This window comes from Streptomyces sp. NPDC005303 (genome assembly GCF_040607335.1).
Classification (GTDB): Bacteria; Actinomycetota; Actinomycetes; order Streptomycetales; family Streptomycetaceae; genus Streptomyces.
Window position 1 is genome coordinate 71,813 of the sequence record NZ_JBEXGM010000004.1, and the last position, 20,049, is coordinate 91,861.

Sequence of the window (20,049 nt, forward strand, 5' to 3'; positions counted from 1 at the left end):
CCAGGTCAAGGATCGGGCTAGGACACCAGCTGCCCCTTCCCGAGCGCGATCACTCCGCCCTTGGACACGGTGTAGAGCTCCGCGTCCCGCTCCGGGTTCACGCCGATCGTGGCGCCCGGCGGGACCTCGACGTTCTTGTCGAGGACGGCGCCGCGGACCACCGCGCCCCGCCCGATCTTGACGTTGTCGTGCAGCACCGAGCCCTGGACCACGGCCCCCGGGTCGACCAGGACACCGGGTGAGAGCACGGACCGGGTGACCTGGCCCCGGATCAGGCAGCCCGCGCTGATGATGGACTCGCTGGCGATGCCGCCCGCGTTGAAACGGGCCGGCGAGAGCTGGCCGGAGTGGGTGTAGATGGGCCACTGCCGGTTGTACAGGTTGAAGGCGGGGCGCTCGGCGATCAGGTCCATGTGGGCGTCGTAATAGGCGTCCAGGGTGCCCACGTCCCGCCAGTAGCCGCGGTCGCGGGTGGTCTCGCCGGGGACGTGGTTGGCGCTGAAGTCGTACAGCTGGGCCTCGCCGCGGTCGGTGAGCTGCGGAAGGATCGAACCGCCCATGTCGTGCACGGAGTGCTCGTCCTCGGAGTCCCGCTGGAGTGCCTCGATCAGCGCCTTGGTGGTGAAGATGTAGTTGCCCATCGAGGCGAACACGCACTCCGGGTCGTCCGCGAGCCCGGGGGGGTCGGCGGGCTTCTCCAGGAAGCGCTCCACCGTGAGGCCGTCCGAGCCCGGGGAGATCACCCCGAACGACGGGGACTCCGAGCGCGGCACGCGGATGCCGGCCACCGTGACACCCGCGCCGGACTCGATGTGCTGCGCGAGCATCTGGCGCGGGTCCATGCGGTACACGTGGTCGGCGCCGAACACCGCGACGTACTCGGGGCGCTCGTCGTACAGCAGGTTCAGGGACTGCAGGATCGCGTCCGCGCTGCCCAGGTACCAGCGCGGCCCGAGGCGCTGCTGGGCGGGCACCGGCGTGACGTAGTTGCCGAGCAGGCTCGACATCCGCCAGGTCGTCGTGATGTGCCGGTCCAGCGAGTGCGACTTGTACTGCGTGAGCACACAGATGCGCAGGATGTCGGCGTTGACGAGGTTGGACAGGACGAAGTCGACCAGTCGGTACGTCCCTCCGAAGGTGACCGCTGGTTTGGCGCGGTCCGCGGTCAGGGGCATCAGGCGTTTGCCTTCCCCGCCCGCGAGTACGATGCCGAGCACCGAAGGTCCGCCACGACGCATGGCCGCTCCCCTCACCCTGGTTTCACCCATTCACTGCCCTTGCGAGGGGCTTAGTACGCCTGTTTGACGATCTCCTCGTAGAGCCGGACCGTGCGCCGTGCGACCGCGTCCCAGCCGAACTCGCTCACCGCGCGCTCCCGTCCTGCCTCGCCCATCCGACGTGCCGTCGCCGGATCGCCGATCACGGAGTCGAGTGCCCCCGCGAGGGCCGTCTCGAACGCGTCGTCCACGGTCACCAGCAGTCCGGTCCGCCCGTCGTCCACGACCTCCGGGATACCGCCGACCCGCGAGGCCACCACGGGAGTGCCGCAGGCCATCGCCTCCAGGTTGACGATGCCGAGGGGTTCGTACACCGAGGGGCAGACGAACACGGCCGCGTGGGTCAGCAGCTGGATCACCTCGGGGCGCGGCAGCATCTGCGGGATCCAGTGCACGCCCTCGCGGACCCGGCTCAGCTCCTCGAAGAGCTCGCGGAACTCTTGGTCGATCTCGGGCGTGTCCGGCGCGCCCGCGCACAGCACGACCTGTGCGGCCGGGTCGATGTCCCGCACCGCGCGCATCAGATGGGGCACGCCCTTCTGACGGGTGATGCGGCCGACGAACAGCACGAAAGGGCGATCGCGGTCCAGGCCGATGCGGTCCAGTACGTCGGTGCCGTGGTCGGGCCGGTACAGGGCGGTGTCGATGCCGTTGTGCACGATGTGGACCTTGGCCGGATCGAGCGCCGGGTAGCAGCCGAGGATGTCCTCGCGCATGGCTCCCGACACGGCGATCACCGCGTCCGCGGTCTCGATCGCGGTGCGCTCGGCCCAGCTGGACAGGGCGTATCCGCCGCCGAGCTGCTCGGCCTTCCAGGGGCGCAGGGGCTCCAGGGAGTGTGCGGTCATCACGTGCGGGATGCCGTGCAGCAGCTTGCCGAGGTGGCCGGCGAGATTGGCGTACCAGGTGTGGGAGTGGACCAGTTCCCTGCCTTCGAGGCCCGCGGCCATGGACAGGTCCACGGAGAACGTGCGCAGCGCGTCGTTGGCGGTGTCCAGCGCGGACCAGGGCCGGTGCCGGACCACGCCGTCCGCGCGGCCCTCGCCCCAGCAGTGCACATCCAGGTCGACCAGGGACCTCAGCTCCCGGGCGAGGAATTCGACATGGACTCCCGCGCCGCCGTACACGTCCGGCGGGTACTCCCGGGTCAACAGGCCCACACGCACCCAGAACCCCCTGTCTCAGCGGCTGATCGGTATCACTTTCATGGTCACCCAGATGTGCCGCGCGGGGAAGAGCGCGGGGCTCGTGTGAAGCAACAGTCACCGCACACGCCACCTTCCGGCAACCGGTAGTACAGACAGCAGCTGCGGCGGCGGAGCGTGGTGCTCTCCAGGGTGCCTGCGAGCAACGGATGGGCGAGGAGCTCGGCCGAGAGGGCGCGGGCGCGGGCCGAGAGCTCGGGGCGGTGACCCAGCTGACGGGCGGCGCCCGCGAGGGCCGAGGCGGCGTTGCCCCACAGCAGTCCGGTGGCGAGCCGGTACTCGGCGTGCAGCGCCGCGGTGAGCGGTTCGAGGTGGCCGTGCAGGACGATGTCGGCGATCGTCCCGGCGTCTCCCGGCAGCGGCTCCACGACGTCCAGCCACAGGTCGTCGGGGGCGCTCGCGTCGGGGTCCCAGCGCAGCCGCCGCGGCGAGAGGTCCGGGATGCGGCCGCCAAGGACCGCACAGCCGAGCGCGACCGACCACAGCCGGGCCGCGAGGCCCTGGTGGGCGATGGAGGCCGCGATCCGGGCCTCGGGGGCACGCAGGGCGTCGGCGACTTTCCGGACCCGGAAAGTCAGGGTATTTCCATAAACATCCGACGCATGGTTCTCGTAGACTTGTGCGAGGGTCGGCAGCGCCGGGCGTGCTGTCCCGGGAGTGCCGCCGATCGTCCGCAGTACGAAGAAGGCGCCGAGCGGTCGCAGCGCCGCGAGATCAGGGTCGAGGTCCACGACCAGCAGTAGTACCAAGGCCCGTAGGGGTACCCCGCAGGGGGCCTCCACCCGTGTCACCCGCCTTGGGGAGGACACGGACTCTTCTGTACTCCATCGGCAGTAGGACCCATTGCCTGCTCAGGGACGACGACGGGAAGAACTTTTCCGGGCATCGTGTTGGTCATGGAAGACGACCGTTCGTCGCGCCGGGCAGCCAGCCCCCGCCTCACGCAGAGGAGCAGCTCATGAGTGCCCTCGCGTTGTCCGTGCTCCTCTCGCTCGTCTCCGCCGTCGCCTACGCGGGCGGGGCGATCGTGCAGGAGCAGGTCGCCGTGTCGCACCCCGACGAGCACTACGCACCCCTGCGCCGGCCGAGCTGGTGGGCGGCGGTCGCGCTGAACGGTCTGGGCGGACTGCTGCACGTGGTGGCGCTCGCCTACGGTCCCCTCAGCCTGGTCCAGCCGCTGGGCGCCCTGACGATCGTGTTCGCGCTGCCGATGGCCGCGCTGTTCGTCGGCCGCAGGGCCGGGGCCACCGCCTGGCGGGGCGCGATCATGGCGACCGTGGGTCTGGCCGGTCTGCTCTCCCTGGTGGGAGCCTCCGACGCGCACTCGCTGAGCGCGACCCAGCGGGTGTTCGCCGGGCTGGTGACGGCCGCAGCGGTGGTCGCGCTGATGATCGCGGGCAGGGCCGCGCACCGGCACCCGGTGGTGCGCAGCGTGCTGCTCGCGACCGCGTCCGGCATAGCGTTCGGCATGTCCTCGGTGTTCACCAAGACGGTCGCCGTCGACTGGAGCGGCGGCGTGTCGGCGGCGGACCTGCCCTCGCTGGCCGCGATCGGAGTCCTCGCCACCGCCGGACTGATGCTGTCGCAGGCCTCTTACCGAGGCGCCGGTCTCGCGGCCCCGCTGGCCACTCTGACGGTCGTCAACCCGGTGGTGGCGGCAGCGGTCGGCATCACGATGTTCGGCGAAACCTTCCGCTACGGCACCACGGGCACCGCGCTCGCCCTGAGCTGCGGTGTGGTGGCGGCGGGCGGCCTGATCCTGCTGACGACGGAACGGATCCAGCGCACCCACGCCGAGCCGTCGGCGGCCGCGGTCCCCGAGGGCGGGGAGGTGTTCGTCCCGGCGCCCGCCGAGGAACCGGCCGATGCTCTCGTGCGCGAGGGCGTGCTCGTCGACCAGGTCGCGGCCCTGCGCGAGGAGCTGCTCCTGCCCACGTCCGCCTCGCCCGAGGCGGCGGCGGACGACGACCCGTCCGACCTGCTCCCGAGCCCGGGAGACGAACCCCCGGCGTACTACGGCCCCTTCTACGGCGCCGCGTACATCCCGATGCCGGTCCTGGACCGGCATCGGACGCGCGTCAAATCCTGATGCCGCCGGCCCGGAGATACGCCAACGGGTCGATGTCGGAACCGAACCCGGGCCCCGTCCGCACCTCGAAGTGCAGATGCGGGCCCGAGCTGTTGCCGGTGGAGCCGGAGCGGCCGATGCGCTGCCCGGCGCCCACCGACTGCCCTGCCTTCACGGAGATCGCGGACAGGTGGGCGTACTGCGTGTAGCGGCCGTCGGCGTGCCGGATCACCACCTGGTAGCCGAAGGAGCCGCCCCACCCCGAGGTGACGACCTTCCCGGCCGCGACCGCCTTCACGGACGTCCCGGTGGGCACCGGGAAGTCGACGCCGGTGTGGTAGCCCTTCGACCAGGCGGAGCCCGCCTTGCGGTACGGGGTGCCGAGGGAGGCGTTGACGGGCGCGACCAGACCCGTGTCCGCGGCTTTCTCGGGCCTTTCGCTCTTCTTGGTCTTCCTGGCCCTCTCCTGGGTGCCGGAAGAGGTCTTCTTCGCCGGGGTGTGGTCGGTGGTGGTGCTCGCGCCGACGGTTCCGCGCAGCTTCAGCCGCTGTCCGGGCAGGATCAGGTCGGGATCGGCTCCGACGGTCTTCCGGTTGGCGGCGTACAGCCCCCGCCAGCCGCCCCGGACCCGCTGCGCGTCGGCGATCCCGGAGAGCGAGTCGCCCCGTACCACCGTGTACATCTCGGCGGACCCGGCCCGCGACTGCGGGGTGGTCTGCGGCTGCACGTCCCGCACGGAGGTCGTCTTCTTCGTGTGCTGCCGGGAGTCCCGCGGCGGGGCCGTGCTCTCCGTGAGCGGCTGAATGCCGGGGTCCGAGCCCCCGCGGGTCAGCCCGGCCCGCACCGAGCACGCCGGCCAGGCGCCCGGTCCCTGTCCGTCCAGCACCTTCTCGGCCACGGCGATCTGCTGGTCCCGGGTGGCCAGATCCGCGCGCGCCGCGTACCGGGTGCCGCCGTACGCCTCCCAGGTGGACCGGGTGAACTGGAGTCCGCCGTAATAGCCGTTGCCGGAGTTGATGCTCCAGTTGCTGCTGGACTCGCACGCGGCGACCTTGTTCCAGATGTCCACGTCGGCGGCGTGGGCGGTACCGGTGCCGATGAGCGGGACCGCGATGCCGACGCCGCCCGCCGTGACGGTGAGTGAGGCGCGGTTGATCCTGTTCGGCTGATACCGGCGGTGCCGGCCCCGTACGGCCATGGTGGCCTCCCCCTAGACATGCGTCATGCGCCAGGAGGGGCAAAAGTAAGCGCCGCGAACAGGCCATGACAAGACGGCAACCAGCCGCGTGGGGGCGCGTATCGGACCGGCGTCCCGGCTGAACGCAACGAGGCGCCCGAACCGTATCCCTGGTGTGCGGCCGGTCCTCCGACAAGCCAGGATGGCCGGTGGACGATACTGACAAGCACGTCCGGCAGCGACAGACGACCTACGCGATCCACAGGATCTTTTGGGAGCAGGCGGTATGAGCACAACAGCGCAGATCGGCGTCACGGGCCTCGCGGTCATGGGCCGCAACCTGGCCCGCAACTTCGCCCGCAACGGCTACACGGTCGCCCTGCACAACCGGACGGCGTCACGCACGCACGCCCTGGTCGAGGAGTTCGGCTCCGAGGGCGACTTCATCGCGGCCGAGACCGCCAAGGAGTTCGTGGCGGCCCTGGAGCGCCCGCGCCGGCTGGTCATCATGGTGAAGGCCGGTGAGCCGACCGACGCGGTGATCCAGGAGTTCGCGCCGCTGCTGGAGCCCGGCGACATGATCATCGACGGCGGAAACGCGCACTTCGCGGACACCCGGCGCCGGGAGCGCGAACTGCGCGAGCAGGGCATCCACTTCGTCGGCATGGGCGTCTCCGGCGGCGAGGAGGGCGCGCTCAACGGCCCGAGCATCATGCCGGGCGGCCCGAAGGAGTCGTACGACTCGCTCGGCCCGATGCTGGAGAAGATCTCCGCGAAGGCGGCGGACGGGGCGCCCTGTGTCACGCACGTCGGTCCCGACGGGGCCGGGCACTTCGTGAAGATGGTCCACAACGGCATCGAGTACGCCGACATGCAACTGATCGGCGAGGCGTACCAGTTGCTGCGCGATGTGGCCGGTTACTCCCCTGCCCAGATCGCCGACATCTTCCGCACCTGGAACACCGGCCGGCTGGACTCGTACCTGATCGAGATCACGGCCGAGGTGCTCTCCCACGTGGACGCGGCGACGGGCAAGCCGTTCGTGGACGTCGTGGTGGACCAGGCCGAGCAGAAGGGCACCGGCCGCTGGACCGTGCAGATCGCCCTCGACCTGGGCGTGCCGGTGTCGGGCATCGCGGAGGCCGTCTTCGCGCGGTCGCTGTCGGGCCACGCGGAGCTGCGGGAGGCGTCGCGCGGTCTCGCCGGGCCGAAGGCGTCCCCGTTGTCGGAGTCGGAGGCCGGGGCCTTCGCGGACCGGGTCGAGCAGGCGCTGTACGCCTCGAAGATCGTGTCGTACACGCAGGGCTTCCACGAGATCGCGGCCGCCCGTGAGGAGTACGACTGGGACATCGACCTGGGTGCCGTCTCGGCGATCTGGCGCGGCGGCTGCATCATCCGCGCGGCCTTCCTGGACCGCATCCGCTCCGCCTACGACACCCGAGCGGACCTGCCCAGCCTGCTCTCCGACGCCACCTTCGCCCAGGAGATCGCCGACGCCCAGGACGACTGGCGTGACGTGATCATCGCGGCGACGCGGCAGGGGGTGCCGGTGCCCGGGTTCTCGGCGGCGCTGGCGTACTACGACGCACTGCGCGCCGAGCGTCTGCCGGCCGCGCTCACGCAGGGGCAGCGGGACTTCTTCGGTGCGCACACGTACCGGCGCACGGACCGCGACGGCTCGTTCCACACGCTGTGGGGCGGTGACCGGTCCGAGGTGACGAGCTGAGCGTCGCCCGGTGACATGGAGGAGGGCCACCGTTCGGTGGCCCTCCTCCACTGTGTTCACGGGGTCGTCGTCAGCTGAGCGGTGGCCCCGGCTCCGGGTTCGGTACCGGCTCGGGACCCGGCGGTACCGGCGACGGGTCGGGGGTCGGCACGGGGCCCGGGGCCGGGGGTGACGGGGGCTCCGGGGCCGGGTCCGGGGGTGACGGAGGCACCGGGGTCGGACCCGGCGTGGGTACCGGCCCGGGGCCGGGAGTGGGGCTCGGCGGGACGGGGTCGGGGTACGGGTTGGTCATCAGGTCCTCCAGCCAGTCGGTGGACGTCGGCTCTGGACTACTCCCCCGCGTACCCGTGAGCCCTGCGGCCAGTCACCCCCGCGCGTGACGAGCGGGGCCCGCGTGGGTGCGTTCGGGGTGCGGGCGGCGGCTTGACGTGGCTCACCGGGGCTGGTGGTGCGCGGCTCGCCAGGTCCACCTGACCGCAGGCTCACGGACCTGCCCGCTCAGAAACCCTCGGGGTTCGCCGCCAGCCACTGCTTCGCCGCGCGGAGCAGTTCCGGGTTCGCCGCAGGGGCCTCGTCGGGGTGGCGTTCGGCCCACTTGACGACGTACGGGCAGAGCGGGGCGACGGGGACGCCCTCGCGAGCCGCGATGGTGTAGAGCTCGCGGGCCAGGGAGCCCGCGATGCCCTGGCCCTCGTGGGCCGGTTCCACGATGGTGTGGACCGGGACCAGGGCGCGCTCGGGCGAATCGAGGACGAAGTACTGGATGTGGCCGACGACTTCGCCTCCCCCGGGACCGAAGGCCTCCAGGCGGCCGGCCTGTCGGTCGTCGCGGATCTCTATGTCGCTCATGGGCACGCTCCTGGTCCGAAGGTCGTCGGGCGGCAGCGTCAGGCCGGTACCGCCTGCGGGCTGCGCTCCTGGTCGGAACCCGGCACCGGCTCGGACGGGTCGGCCCCCAGGGCGACGATGCGGTTGTCGCGGTCCACGTGCACGACCCGGGGTTCGAGCGCCCGCGCCTCGGCGTCGGTCACCTGAGCGTAACTGATGATGATCACCAGATCTCCGGGGTGGACGAGATGGGCGGCGGCACCGTTGATACCGATCACCCCCGAACCGCGCTCGCCCTCGATGACGTACGTCTCCAGCCGGGCGCCGTTGGTGATGTCGACGATGTGCACGAGCTCACCGGGCAGCAGGTCGGCGGCGTCGAGGAGATCCGCGTCGATGGTCACCGATCCCACGTAGTGCAGGTCGGCCTGGGTGACGGTGGCCCGGTGGATCTTGGACTTGAACATGGTACGGAACATGGGGAATCTCCCGGTTTGTCGGCTCCCTGCCCGCTCTTGCAGGTCAAGGGCGATTCCGGAGATTACATCGTTCCGCGTGTTCGGTCAGCTGTCGCCGGACGTTCGAGGAGTCACACCGACCCGTCGATGACCTCGTCGGCCGCCGTTCGTCATGCGAGCCACGCGGACTCCTTGTGGCGTGGGCGTGGGGAGACGTCCGAGCCACCCGCGGCAGCGGACGTGCCCGCAGTGCCGGGCACGGCCGAGTGCTCCAGGTGCCGGTGCACGAAGTGGATGGCCATCGCGCCCTCACCGGCCGCCGAGGCCACCCGCTTCACCGAGCCGCTACGGACGTCCCCTACCGCGAAGACCCCGGGCAGGCTGGTCTCCAGGGTCATGCACGAGCGCCCGCGGCCGTGCCACCCCTCGGGGTGGGAGCAGGCTTCCTGGGCTTCCGGCCCGGTGAGGACGAAGCCGCGGGAGTCGAGGGCGACGGTGCCGGCGAGCCACTCGGTGTGGGGGTCGGCGCCGGTGAAGACGAACAGGCTTCGTACCGCGAGTCGGCGGTGCCCGCCCGTGCGGTTGTCGACCACGTCGAGCTCCTCCAGCACCTCCTGGCCGATGACCTCGGTGACCTCGGTGTGCAGCATGACCTCCACTCGCGGATGGCGCTCGACCTGTTCGATCAGGTAGCGGGACATGTGGGCCTGGAGGCTGGGTCCCCGGACCAGCAGTCGCACCTTCGGCGCGTACCCGGCGAGGAACAGCACCGCCTGGCCCGCCGAGTTGCCTCCGCCGACGACTGCCACCGGGTCGGTGCGGCACTGCTGGGCCTCGTAGACGGTCGCCGAGTAGTGCACGCTCGTTCCCTCCAGGCGTTCGATGCCGGGCACCTGGAGCCGGCGGTAGCGGGCACCCATGGCCAGGACGACGGCGCGGGCTGCGATCTCGCTGCCGTCGGCGAACGCCACCACGTAGTGGTCCTCGTCCTTGGGATGGAGGCCGGTCGCCTCCAGCGGAAGGCTGATCCCGGCGCCGAACTTGTCGGCCTGGAGCACGGCGCGTTCGGTGAGTTCGGCGCCGGAGATGCCGGAGGGGAAGCCGAGCAGGTTCTCGATGCGGGACGACGTGCCGGCCTGGCCGCCGGTGGCCATCGCCTCCGCCACCGTGGTGCTCAGGCCCTCGGAGGCGGCGTACACGGCGGCGGCGAGACCGGCGGGTCCGGAGCCTACGATGAGGACGTCGCCGTGGCGGTGTCCGGCGGGCAGTGACGGCAGGCCGATGAGCCGGGCCAGTTCCGCGTTGCTGGGGTTGCGCAACAGGGTGGTGTCCCGCCAGATGACGAGTGGTGTCTCCGCCGGGCCGACGCCGAAGCGGCGCAGCAGCTCCTCCGCCTCCTCGTCGGTCTCCAGGTCGATCCAGCGGTGCGGCAGCCGGTTGCGGACGGCGAACTCGCGCAGCCGTCTGGTGTCGGGCGAGTAGCGCGAGCCGATGATGCGGAAGCCGGCGCCCTGTCCGACGAGCAGCGCACGACGGCCCAGACAGGCGCGCAGCACGACGTCCCCGATGGTGGAGTCCTGGGACACCAGGTGGCGCAACTCGTCCAGGGAGACGACGAGGACCTCGCCCGGCTCCCTGGTGACCGCGGTGTAGAAGGCCACCTGTCCGTGCAGCAGGCCGAGTTCGCCGATGAAGCGACCGGGGCCGTGCACGCGCAGCACGTGCTCCTCGGGAGTGCCGTAGTCCTCGACGACGGCGACGCTGCCGCTGAGGACGACGAAGAACGTCTCGCAGCGCTCCCCCTCCCGGATCAGCACCTCGTTCGCAGCCGTGCTCCGGCGTTGACCGTGCTCCGCCAGACGTGCTGTCTGGTCCTCCGTGAGGCGCGGATACGCGCCGTAGATGTCCGGGGTCTCCCAGAAGACGGCCTCGTCCGCTTCCTGTGGCACCGGTTCTCCGCCCGGCAGCGACTGGTCGCCGGACATCAGACGAACGCCTCGTGGACGTAGCACCAGCACCAGTCCTCGCCGGGCTGGAACGACCGCACGATCGGATGGGCGTCGGCAGCCGCGTGCTTACGCGCGTGCTTGTTCGGCGAGGAGTCGCAGCAGCCGACGTGCCCACAGGTCAGACAGAGCCTCAGATGGACCCACGGGGAGCCGAGCTGGAGACACTCCTGACACCCTTGTGGGGTCAGCGGCTGGACCGGCCGGACGAGCGCGAGGTGGGGGTCTGCGTGCAGGGTCATCCGGATCACCCTTCCCGGGCTTTGATCGACTGTTCCACCCACCGGCGCAGAGCGGGGGCGGGCGCCGCCCCCGCCTGCCGGGCGACCGGCTCGCCCTGGTCGAGGACGAGCAGGGTCGGTACCGCCTGAACCTCGAAACGCTGTGCCAGCCGCGGGTTCTCGTCGACGTCGACCTTGACGAGTTTGATACGGCCGGCGAGATCGGTGGCGACCTTCTCCAGCGCGGGGCTGACCATGCGGCAGGGACCGCACCAGGTGGCCCACAGGTCGACCACGACGGGGACGTCGGCCCGCTCGGCGACCTCGGTGAAGTCGTCGTCGCCCGCGTCCACCATCCACGGCAGGGGCTGCTTGCAGTGGCCGCACCTGGGGCGGCCCTCCGCGGCCACGGGCACCCGGTTGGTACGCCCGCAGTTCGGACAACTGACGGTCGTCGCCTGCATCGTGCTCATGCCGCCCGCTCTCCCCTCACGTCCTCGGGCCGGTCGTAGGTGACCACCAGCTCTCCGTGTTCGGCGTCGACGCGGACCGTCGCGCCGTCCTGGACGTCGCCGCGCAGCAGGGCGCGTCCGACCAGTGTCTCGACCTCGTGGGAGATGTAGCGGCGCAGCGGCCGGGCCCCGTACACCGGGTCGTAGCCCTGGTGGGCAATCAACTCCCGGGCCGCTTCGGTGAGTTCCACCGTGATGCGGCGTTCGGCGAGGCGGCGGCGCAGTTCGTCGAACTGCAGCTCCACGATCCGCTCGATCTGCCGCTCGCCGAGCGGTTTGAACAGCACGATGTCGTCGACGCGGTTGAGGAACTCCGGCCGGAAGTGCCCGCGCAGCTCGCCCATCACCAGGGCGCGGGCGTCGGGCTTGATCTCACCTTCGGCGGTGGCGCCGTCGAGGAGGTGCTCGGAGCCGATGTTGGACGTCATGATGATCACGGTGTTGCGGAAGTCGACGGTGCGGCCCTGCGCATCGGTGATGCGGCCGTCGTCGAGGATCTGCAGCAGGGTGTTGAAGACGTCGGTGTGCGCCTTCTCGACCTCGTCGAACAGCACAACCGAGTACGGCTTGCGGCGTACGGCCTCGGTGAGCTGGCCGCCTTCCTCGTAGCCGACGTATCCGGGCGGTGCGCCCATGAGCCGGCTGACGGTGTGCCGTTCCTGGTACTCACTCATGTCGAGGCGGACGATGCTCTCCTCGGAGTCGAACAGGGCCCGCGCGAGAGTCTTGGCCAGCTCGGTCTTCCCGACGCCGGTGGGGCCGAGGAAGATGAACGAGCCGATGGGGCGGCGAGGGTCGCGGATGCCCGAGCGGGCACGGATGACGGCGTCGGCGACGAGCTTGACGGCCTCGTCCTGGCCGATGACGCGCTCGCGCAGGATCTCGTCGAGGCGCAGCAGTTTCTCGCGTTCGCCCTCCTGGAGGCGGGCGACCGGGACGCCGGTCCAGGCGGCGACGATCTCGGCGATCTCCTCCTCGGTGACGACCTCACGCAGCAGCCGGTTCTGTCCCTGTTTGGCGGCCAGTTGCTCCTCCTCCGCGGCGAGTCGGCGCTCCAGGTCCTGGAGGCGGCCGTAGCGGAGTTCGGCGGCGCGGTTGAGGTCGTAGGCGCGTTCTGCCTCCTCCGCCTCGTGGCGGACCTGCTCCAGTTCCTGCCGCAGTTCCTGCACGCGGCGGATGGCCTGCCGTTCGGCCTCCCACTGGGCGTGTTTGGCGTCGGCCTCGCCGCGCAGATCGGCCAGTTCCTTGCGCAGTTCCTCCAGGCGGGTCCTGCTGGCGGCGTCGGTCTCCTTGGACAGGGCCGCCTCCTCGATCTCCAGGCGGGTGACGCGGCGGGTGATCTCGTCGAGTTCGGCGGGCATCGAGTCGATCTCGGTACGCAGCCGGGCGCACGCCTCGTCGACGAGGTCGATGGCCTTGTCGGGCAGGAACCGGTCGGTGATGTAGCGGTGGCTGAGGGTGGCCGCGGAGACCAGCGCGGTGTCCTGGATCTTCACGCCGTGGAAGACCTCCAGGCGTTCGCGCAGTCCGCGCAGGATGGAGATGGTGTCCTCCACGCTCGGCTCGTCGACCAGGACCTGCTGGAAGCGGCGTTCGAGGGCGGCGTCCTTCTCGATGTGCTTGCGGTACTCGTCGAGGGTGGTGGCGCCGATCATGTGAAGTTCGCCGCGGGCGAGCATCGGCTTGAGCATGTTGCCCGCGTCCATGGCCCCTTCGGCGGCGCCCGCGCCGACGACGGTGTGGAGTTCGTCGACGAAGAGCAGGATGCGCCCCTGGGCGGCCTTCACCTCGGACAGCACGGCCTTGAGGCGTTCCTCGAACTCGCCGCGGTACTTGGCGCCGGCCACCAGGGAGCCCATGTCGAGAGCGAACACCGTCTTGTCGCGCAGGCCCTCGGGGACGTCACCGCGAACGATGCGCTGGGCCAGGCCCTCGACGATGGCGGTCTTGCCGACGCCGGGATCGCCGATGAGGACGGGGTTGTTCTTGGTCTTGCGGCTGAGGATCTGGGTGACGCGGCGGATCTCCGCGTCACGGCCGATGACCGGGTCGAGCCGCCCGGACCGAGCCTCCAGAACCAGGTCGCGGCCGTACTTCTCCAGAGCCTCGTAGGCCACTTCGGGGTTCGCGGAGGTGACACGCTGGTTGCCTCGGACCTGAGTGAGCGCGCTCAGGAACGAGTCCCTGGTGATGCCCGCCTGGTTGAGCAGTCGCCCGGCGGCGGTCGAAGAGCCCTCCTCGGCCAGGGCGAGCAGGAGGTGCTCCACGGACACGTACTCGTCCTTGAGGCGTTTGGCCTCCCGCTCGGCGGCATCGAGCAGTCGGGCGAGGCGCTGAGTGACGAAGACCTGGCCGGGTGCCGCGCCGGGGCCGGTGACCTTCGGACGGCGGGAGAGTTCCTCGCGCACGGCCGCGCGCAGTTCCTTCGGCTCGGTGCCGGCCTGTTGCAGCAACCGTGGGATCAGACCGTCCTCCTGGTCGAGAAGTGAGAGCAGCAGGTGTTCCCCGTCGACCTCGGTGTGCCCCATGCCGACGGCCGCGGTCTGGGCCTCCTGGAGGGCTTCCTGGGACTTCTGGGTGAGACGGTTCATGTCCATGGGGGTGTTTCACTCCTCGTGCCGCGGCCGCGCAGGGCGGCCTCGAGCAGGCTGATGCGGTCGAGCAGGTCGAGCACCAGGCCGATGGATGCGTAGTTGAGGCAGAGTCCGGTGCGCAGCCGCTGGATGCGGGCGAGAACCGCCGGGGCCGTGGGGTCGAACATCAGGCGCCCCGCGGCGTCACGTTCGGCGTCGACGAGGCCGAGGGCGACGAACCGGCGGATCAGATCGGGGTGGAGGCCCGAACGGCGGGCCACGGTGGCCAGGGAGAGCCTGGGGACGGGCACGAGCGCGTACCGGACAGCCGTCGAGGCGGTGATGTCGGCGCCCGTTCGTACCGGACGGGCGCCGACGCCGGCCCGGCCGATGCCTCCCGCTCCCGCGGATCGGTCGTTCATCACGTCCTCCTGGGGTCGAACGAGGAAGTGGCGGCGAGCTCCTCGAACAGTTCGCGCTCCCGGTCGCCGAGGTCCGGAGGCACCATGACGCGGAGTTCGGCGTACAGGTCGCCGTTGGCGCCGCGCGGGTTCGGCATGCCCTCGCCGCGCAGCCGCAGCCGCCGGCCGCTGGACGAGCCCGCGGGCACCGTGACCTTGGCCGTGCCGCCGCCGGGGGTGGGCACCGGCACGGTCGCACCCAGGGCCGCCTCCCAGGGGGTGACCGGGACCTGGACGTGCACGTCGCGGCCGTCCAGCCGGAACCGGGGGTGGGGCTGGATACGCACCCGCAGGTAGAGGTCGCCCGCGGCGGCGTCACCCCTGCCCTGGCCGCCCTCGCCCGCCAGCCGGATGCGCTGCCCGTCGGTGACGCCCGGCGGCACGTCGACCTCGTACCGCCGCGGCTGCCCGGTGGGACCGGCGAGCGTGACGGTGCGACGGCCGCCTCGGTACGCCTCCTCGACGGTGAGCGGCAGTTCGGCCTCCTGGTCCGCTCCGGGGACGCCGCCTCGGGCGGTGCCGGCTCCGAACATGGAGCCGAACAGGTCCTCGATGTCGATGCCCTCCGCGCCGAAGTCGTCGCCGAAGCCGTCGCCGAAGCCGGTGGCGTACCGGACCCGAGGACCGCCCCCGCCTGCGGTCGACCGCCCGCGGAAGCCGCCACCCGCTCCCGCCGCGACCCGTTCGTCGAAGTCCTCCGGGATCTTGCGGAAATCCTCGCCGAAGCGGTCGTAGCGGGCTCGGGTCTTGGGATCGGACAGGACGCTGTACGCCTCGTTGAGGTCCTTGAACCGCTCCTCCGCCCCGGGGTCCTTGTTGACGTCGGGGTGGTGCCTGCGGGCGAGTTTGCGATACGCCTGCTGGATCTCGTCCTGGCTCGCGGTCCGTGACACGCCGAGCACCTCGTAGAAGTCCCGCGCCATGACCGGTCACTCCCGCTTCGCGACAGTCACGGCGGCAGGCCTGAGCTGCCGCTCGCCGTCCCCGTATCCGGGGCGCAGCACGTCGACGACCGTGCCCGGTGGGGCGTCGGGGTCCTGGACCACGCCGACCACCTCGTGCCGGGCCGGGTCGAAGGCGACGCCGGTCTCCGCGTGCCGCGGGTAGCCGAGCAGTTCGAGGACGTTCACCGCCTGGTCGCGTACGGCCCGGATGCCCTCCACGATCGCGCCCGGATCGGCGCCGGCGTGGGTCAGGGCGAGTTCGAGGTTGTCGAGGACGGGTAGGAAGGCGGCCGCCGTGCGGGACCGCTCGAGGGCCCGTTCGCGCTCCAGTTCCCTGGCGTGCCGCTTGCGAAGGTTGTCGAGGTCGGCGAGTGCGCGCCGCCAGCGGTCCTCCAGTTCCTGGATCGCGGTCGTGTACTCGTTCTCGGCGGACGCGGGGCCGGCGGCATCGGGTCCCGGTTCGCTGTTCGCGGCTTGGGGCGGGGGCGGGCCCGGTTGCGGCAGATCGCCGCGCGGAGGGCGTCCGGCGCCTTCCGGGACCGGTACGACCGGATCCGACGCGGCCCGCTCGGGTTCCTGGGGGTGGGTGGGCATGGCGCGCCTCAGCCCTTGTCGAACTCGGCGTCGATGACATCATCGTCACCGCCACCGCCACTCGTGGGACCGCCGGTGGCGGCGTCCTGGCCGGGACCGCCGCCCGTGGCGGCGGCGCCCGGATGGGCCGCCAGCCCGGCGAACACCTGCTGGAGTTCGGAGGTCAGAGGCCGCACGCGCTCCACGCCCGCCTCTTCCTTGACCGCCGCCCGGGCATCCGACACGAGCATCTCGGCGCGTGCCTTCTCGTGCGCGGGCGCCGCGTCGCCCAGTTCGGCGAGACGCTTCTCGACCTGGTACGCGACGGCGTCGAGTTCGTTGCGGGCGTCGACGGCCTCGCGCAGGGCATGGTCCTGGCCCTGGTTGCGCTCGGCCTCCTGGACCATGCGTTCGACCTCACTGCGGTCCAGGTTGGAGCTCTCGCTGATGGTGATGCCCTGTTCCTTGCCGGTGTCCCGGTCGCGGGCCTTGACGTTGAGGATGCCGTTGGCGTCGATGTCGAAGGTGACCTCGATCTGTGGTTCGCCCCGCGGCGCCGGCCGGATGTCGGTGAGCTGGAAGCGGCCCAGCACCCGGTTGTCGGCGGCCCGCTCGCGCTCACCCTGGAGGACCACCACATCGACGGCCGGCTGGTTGTCCTCGGCGGTGGAGAAGGTCTCGCTGCGGCGCACCGGGATGGTGGTGTTCCGCTCGATGATCTTCGTCATCACTCCGCCGCGCGTCTCCAGACCCAGCGACAAGGGTGTGACGTCGAGCAGCAGGACATCCTTGACCTCGCCCTTGAGCACCCCGGCCTGGATCGCGGCGCCCAGGGCCACTACCTCGTCCGGGTTGACGCTCATGTTGGGGTCCTTGCCGCCGGTCAGCCGTCGGACCAGGGACTGGACAGCGGGGATACGGGTGGAGCCGCCGACGAGGATGACCTCGTCGATGTCGCTCTCGCCGACCTTGGCGTCGGCCATCGCCTGCTGGACCGGACCCAGGCAGCGTTCCACCAGGTCACCGGTGATCTGATCGAAAGTGGACCGCATGACGGAGTCGGTGAGGTGCTTGGGGCCCGAGGCGTCGGCGGTGATGAACGGCAGACTGACCTGCGTCTGCGTCACCGAACTGAGCTCGGTCTTGGCCTTCTCCGCCGCCTCGAACAGTCGTTGCAGCGCCTGCGGGTCCTTGCGCAGGTCGATGCCGTTCTCCTTCTGGAAGTCGTCCGCGAGGTGGTCCACCAGACGCCGGTCGAAGTCGTCGCCGCCCAGGTGACTGTCACCGGCGGTGGAGCGCACCTCCACCACGCCGTCGCCGACGTCGAGGATGCTCACGTCGAAGGTGCCGCCGCCCAGGTCGAAGACGAGGACGGTCTCGTGCTCCTTCTTGTCCATGCCGTACGCGAGGGCGGCCGCGGTCGGCTCGTTGATGATCCGCAGCACCTCCAGTCCGGCGATCCGTCCGGCGTCCTTGGTGGCGGTGCGCTGAGCGTCGTTGAAGTAGGCGGGCACCGTGATGACCGCCTCCGTGACCCGCTCCCCCAGCTGCTTGGACGCGTCGTCGGCGAGTTTGCGCAGTACCTGTGCGCTGATCTCCTCAGGCGCGTACAGCTTGTCGCGCACCTTGAAGCGGGCCGCCCCGCCGTCCCCCTCGACGACGTCGTACGCCACGGCCCTGGCCTCGTCGGAGATCTCGTCGAAGTGCCGGCCGATGAACCTCTTGGCCGAGTAGATGGTGCCCTTGGGGTTGAGGATCGCCTGGCGCCGGGCCAGCTGGCCCACCAGACGTTCCCCGGTGTCGGTGAAGGCCACCACGGACGGTGTCGTGCGGTTGCCCTCGCTGTTGGGCACGACGGACGGCTCGCCGCCCTCCCACACAGCGATCACCGAATTGGTGGTGCCCAGGTCGATGCCCACTGCCTTGGCCATGAGGAACTCCTCCCGGTACGGCGCCTGCGTCGCCCCTCCGGATCACGTTCGTTCAGGTAGCGGTGGGACTCCACCGGTTTCCCACCGGTGTGCACGGAGGGTCTCGAGCACTCCCCAGGGTGACGAAACGGGTGGCTCCACGCCTGCGCCTGGCAAGTCAGGAACGCACGGGTCCGGTCGCCCCGGGAGTACGAGAGAAGGACCCCACATGTCCCGGGTAGCCGGCCCGGGAGCGGGTACGCGAAAGCCGCTCGCCTCCGAGGAACGGAGTGATCCCATGGTCGGCAGTCGGGCGTACAGCCGGTACCACCGCTACTCCGACCGGAAGAGCAGCCTTCCGCGGGGCAGCGCCGGGCGGCATCCCACGGCAGCGCGCAGAGCGCGCCGCCTGTCCGCCCGCACCCCAGCCGAAGCCGACCATGCCCTGCGGGAACTGGCCGCACTCTCCCGCACCCTGTTCGACACTCCGGACGAAGGCGAGATCCTGCGCCTGGCCATGGAGCACATAGTCGCCGCGGGGCCGTACTGCGCGGCGGCCGGATACCTCAAGGTGGGCGGCGACCTGGTCCCCAGCCCGAGGAACGGGCGGACGCATGCCCTGGCCGTGGGCCGGAGGGTTCGGGAGCTGGCCGGGCGGGACGGCAACGTGACCCTGGCCGGCAGGCCCTGGGGCTGGGCCCTCGGGCTACGCGGACCTGGGGGGCTCCACGGCTACCTCGTGGTGATGTCCCGCTCCCGGCCCACCAAGGCCGAGCGATCCCTGCTCGCCATGCTCGTCCGGCACACCGCTGCCGCACTGTCGGTCGCCTTCGCACACCGCCGCCGACGCGAGGACGCGGTGGAGCTGCACCGGTTGAGGGACGAACGCACAGCCCTCCAGCGGCAGCTGATCTCCGTCGTGGCCGAGCTGGGCTACCAGCGAGCCGTTCACGCGCTCATGGCGGAGGTCGCCGCCTCGAGCGGCGGCGAGGAAGCCGTCACTCGCGCACTGCACAGGCTCACCGGACTTCCCGCGCTGGTCGAGGACCGCTTCGGTCGGCTGAGGTCCTGGACCGGCCCCGGCCGCCCCGACCCCTATCCCGAACCGGATCCCGTGCGCCAGGACGAAATGCTGCACGCCCTCGCCAAAGAGGTCGGGCCGGTGCGGATGAAGGACCGGCTGATCACCCTGGTCCGCCCGCACGGCGAGATCCTGGGCGTGCTGGCCCTGGTCGATGCCCGGGACAAGGCCGACGAGCACACCGTACTCGCGCTTGGACACGCCACCACGTCGCTCGCGCTGGAGCTGGCGCACTCGCGCAGTCTGGCCGAAGTGGAGGTGAGGCTGCACCGCGAGTTGGCCGACGACCTCCTGGCAGGGACGGACGAGGCGAGCGCCTACGCCCGGTCCGAGGCAGTCGGACACGACCTGCACCGCAGCCACTACATCGTCGCGGTGCAGTGGTCGAACCGGACTGCGGACGATTCCTTCGCGCAGACCGTGGGCCGGGCGTCCTCTGCCGTGGGCATGCGCTCGCTGCTGACCCGCCGCTCCGACCACGTCGTCCTCATCGCCGACGACCGGCCGCACGCCCGCGCGTTGTACGAGGCGCTCGCCCGGGAGACCGGGACACGGTCCGGGACGATCGGGGTGAGCGCCCCTTGCGACTCCCTGAACGAGATCCCCCACCACTACCAGGAGGCCCGGCGCGCCCTGGATGTGCGCCGCCACTCCCGCGAGAGCTACGGCACGACCTTCTTCGACGAGCTCGGCCTCTACCGCATCCTGGGGCCCGGCAGCGATCACCGGGAACTGGAGACGTTCGTCCACGAGTGGCTCGGGCAGCTCATCGACTACGACTCCCGGCACCGCACGGCCATGGTGGAGACCCTGTCCCGGTACTTCGACTGCGGCGGCAACTACGACGAGACCGCAGAATCCCTCGCGATCCACCGCAGCACGCTGCGCTATCGGCTCCAGCGCATCCGCGACATCAGCGGCAACGACCTCGCGAACGTCGAGGACCGGCTGAACCTCCAGGTGGCGACCCGAGTGTGGAAGATCGTGCTGGGTGGACCCGGTTGATCCTTCGCCAGGACTTTTCCAGCG

General features: G+C 71.0%; 17 protein-coding genes. 3 read left to right on the forward strand and 14 right to left on the reverse strand.

Annotated features, from left to right (window positions below):
* Positions 1-17: 17 nt before the first annotated feature.
* Genes glgC through ABZT93_RS08530 form a run of 3 tightly spaced genes read right to left on the reverse strand, consistent with a single transcriptional unit; the run spans position 18 to position 3,231 of the window.
* Positions 18-1,238, reverse strand: a complete 1,221-nt coding sequence (gene glgC / locus ABZT93_RS08520; RefSeq protein ID WP_356018750.1) for a glucose-1-phosphate adenylyltransferase — start codon at positions 1,236-1,238, stop codon at positions 18-20.
* 50 nt (positions 1,239-1,288) lie between these two features.
* The gene (gene glgA, locus ABZT93_RS08525) at positions 1,289-2,443 is read right to left on the reverse strand and encodes a glycogen synthase (protein ID WP_356100875.1); all 1,155 of its coding nucleotides are present in this window, start codon (positions 2,441-2,443) and stop codon (positions 1,289-1,291) included.
* Positions 2,444-2,487: 44 nt separating this feature from the next.
* Positions 2,488-3,231 (reverse strand): (2Fe-2S)-binding protein, encoded by a 744-nt coding sequence (locus ABZT93_RS08530; protein WP_356100878.1) that lies wholly within the window; start codon positions 3,229-3,231, stop codon positions 2,488-2,490.
* Positions 3,232-3,440: 209 nt separating this feature from the next.
* On the opposite strand from ABZT93_RS08530, the gene ABZT93_RS08535 reads away from it, so the two are divergent.
* Positions 3,441-4,571 (forward strand): DMT family transporter, encoded by a 1,131-nt coding sequence (locus ABZT93_RS08535; protein WP_356100881.1) that lies wholly within the window; start codon positions 3,441-3,443, stop codon positions 4,569-4,571.
* Here the strand turns inward: ABZT93_RS08535 and ABZT93_RS08540 are convergent.
* On the reverse strand, positions 4,561-5,748 hold the full coding sequence (locus tag ABZT93_RS08540; protein WP_356100884.1) for a transglycosylase family protein: 1,188 nt from the start codon (positions 5,746-5,748) through the stop codon (positions 4,561-4,563). The two genes, ABZT93_RS08535 and ABZT93_RS08540, sit on opposite strands and share 11 nt — an antisense overlap.
* Before the next feature lie 265 nt (positions 5,749-6,013).
* On the opposite strand from ABZT93_RS08540, the gene gndA reads away from it, so the two are divergent.
* Entirely contained in the window at positions 6,014-7,453 is a 1,440-nt protein-coding gene (gene gndA / locus ABZT93_RS08545) for an NADP-dependent phosphogluconate dehydrogenase (protein WP_356100886.1), read from the forward strand.
* Positions 7,454-7,951: 498 nt separating this feature from the next.
* Here gndA and ABZT93_RS08550 read toward each other — a convergent pair whose 3' ends face one another.
* The 10 genes from ABZT93_RS08550 to dnaK all read right to left on the reverse strand — a co-directional run bounded on the left by ABZT93_RS08550 (position 7,952) and on the right by dnaK (position 17,960).
* Positions 7,952-8,302 (reverse strand): GNAT family N-acetyltransferase, encoded by a 351-nt coding sequence (locus ABZT93_RS08550; RefSeq protein WP_356100888.1) that lies wholly within the window; start codon positions 8,300-8,302, stop codon positions 7,952-7,954.
* Positions 8,303-8,340: 38 nt separating this feature from the next.
* Complete coding sequence (gene panD / locus ABZT93_RS08555; RefSeq protein ID WP_266951894.1) at positions 8,341-8,760, reverse strand: aspartate 1-decarboxylase; 420 nt, start codon at positions 8,758-8,760, stop codon at positions 8,341-8,343.
* Between the two features lie 149 nt (positions 8,761-8,909).
* Entirely contained in the window at positions 8,910-10,724 is a 1,815-nt protein-coding gene (locus tag ABZT93_RS08560; RefSeq protein WP_356100891.1) for an FAD-dependent oxidoreductase, read from the reverse strand.
* On the reverse strand, positions 10,724-10,987 hold the full coding sequence (locus ABZT93_RS08565) for a UBP-type zinc finger domain-containing protein (protein ID WP_356100894.1): 264 nt from the start codon (positions 10,985-10,987) through the stop codon (positions 10,724-10,726). Before ABZT93_RS08565 ends, ABZT93_RS08560 begins: the two co-directional genes overlap by 1 nt.
* Positions 10,988-10,992: 5 nt before the next feature.
* A complete protein-coding gene (gene trxA / locus ABZT93_RS08570) occupies positions 10,993-11,439 on the reverse strand; it encodes a thioredoxin (RefSeq protein ID WP_356100897.1) in 447 nt (148 codons plus the stop codon).
* Positions 11,436-14,075 carry an ATP-dependent chaperone ClpB gene (gene clpB, locus ABZT93_RS08575; protein WP_356100899.1) on the reverse strand — a complete coding sequence of 880 codons (2,640 nt, stop codon included), beginning with the start codon at positions 14,073-14,075 and terminating at the stop codon, positions 11,436-11,438. Before clpB ends, trxA begins: the two co-directional genes overlap by 4 nt.
* Complete coding sequence (locus ABZT93_RS08580) at positions 14,066-14,473, reverse strand: chaperone modulator CbpM (RefSeq protein ID WP_356100902.1); 408 nt, start codon at positions 14,471-14,473, stop codon at positions 14,066-14,068. Before ABZT93_RS08580 ends, clpB begins: the two co-directional genes overlap by 10 nt.
* Positions 14,473-15,435: a J domain-containing protein gene (locus tag ABZT93_RS08585; RefSeq protein ID WP_356100904.1), complete on the reverse strand. Its 963-nt coding sequence runs from the start codon at positions 15,433-15,435 to the stop codon at positions 14,473-14,475. Before ABZT93_RS08585 ends, ABZT93_RS08580 begins: the two co-directional genes overlap by 1 nt.
* Before the next feature lie 6 nt (positions 15,436-15,441).
* Positions 15,442-16,050 carry a nucleotide exchange factor GrpE gene (locus tag ABZT93_RS08590; protein ID WP_356100907.1) on the reverse strand — a complete coding sequence of 203 codons (609 nt, stop codon included), beginning with the start codon at positions 16,048-16,050 and terminating at the stop codon, positions 15,442-15,444.
* Between the two features lie 8 nt (positions 16,051-16,058).
* Complete coding sequence (gene dnaK / locus ABZT93_RS08595; protein ID WP_356100910.1) at positions 16,059-17,960, reverse strand: molecular chaperone DnaK; 1,902 nt, start codon at positions 17,958-17,960, stop codon at positions 16,059-16,061.
* Positions 17,961-18,237: 277 nt separating this feature from the next.
* Between dnaK and ABZT93_RS08600 the strand changes: the two genes are divergently transcribed.
* Positions 18,238-20,025, forward strand: a complete 1,788-nt coding sequence (locus ABZT93_RS08600) for a helix-turn-helix domain-containing protein (protein WP_356100913.1) — start codon at positions 18,238-18,240, stop codon at positions 20,023-20,025.
* The last annotated feature ends 24 nt before the right edge of the window (positions 20,026-20,049 follow it).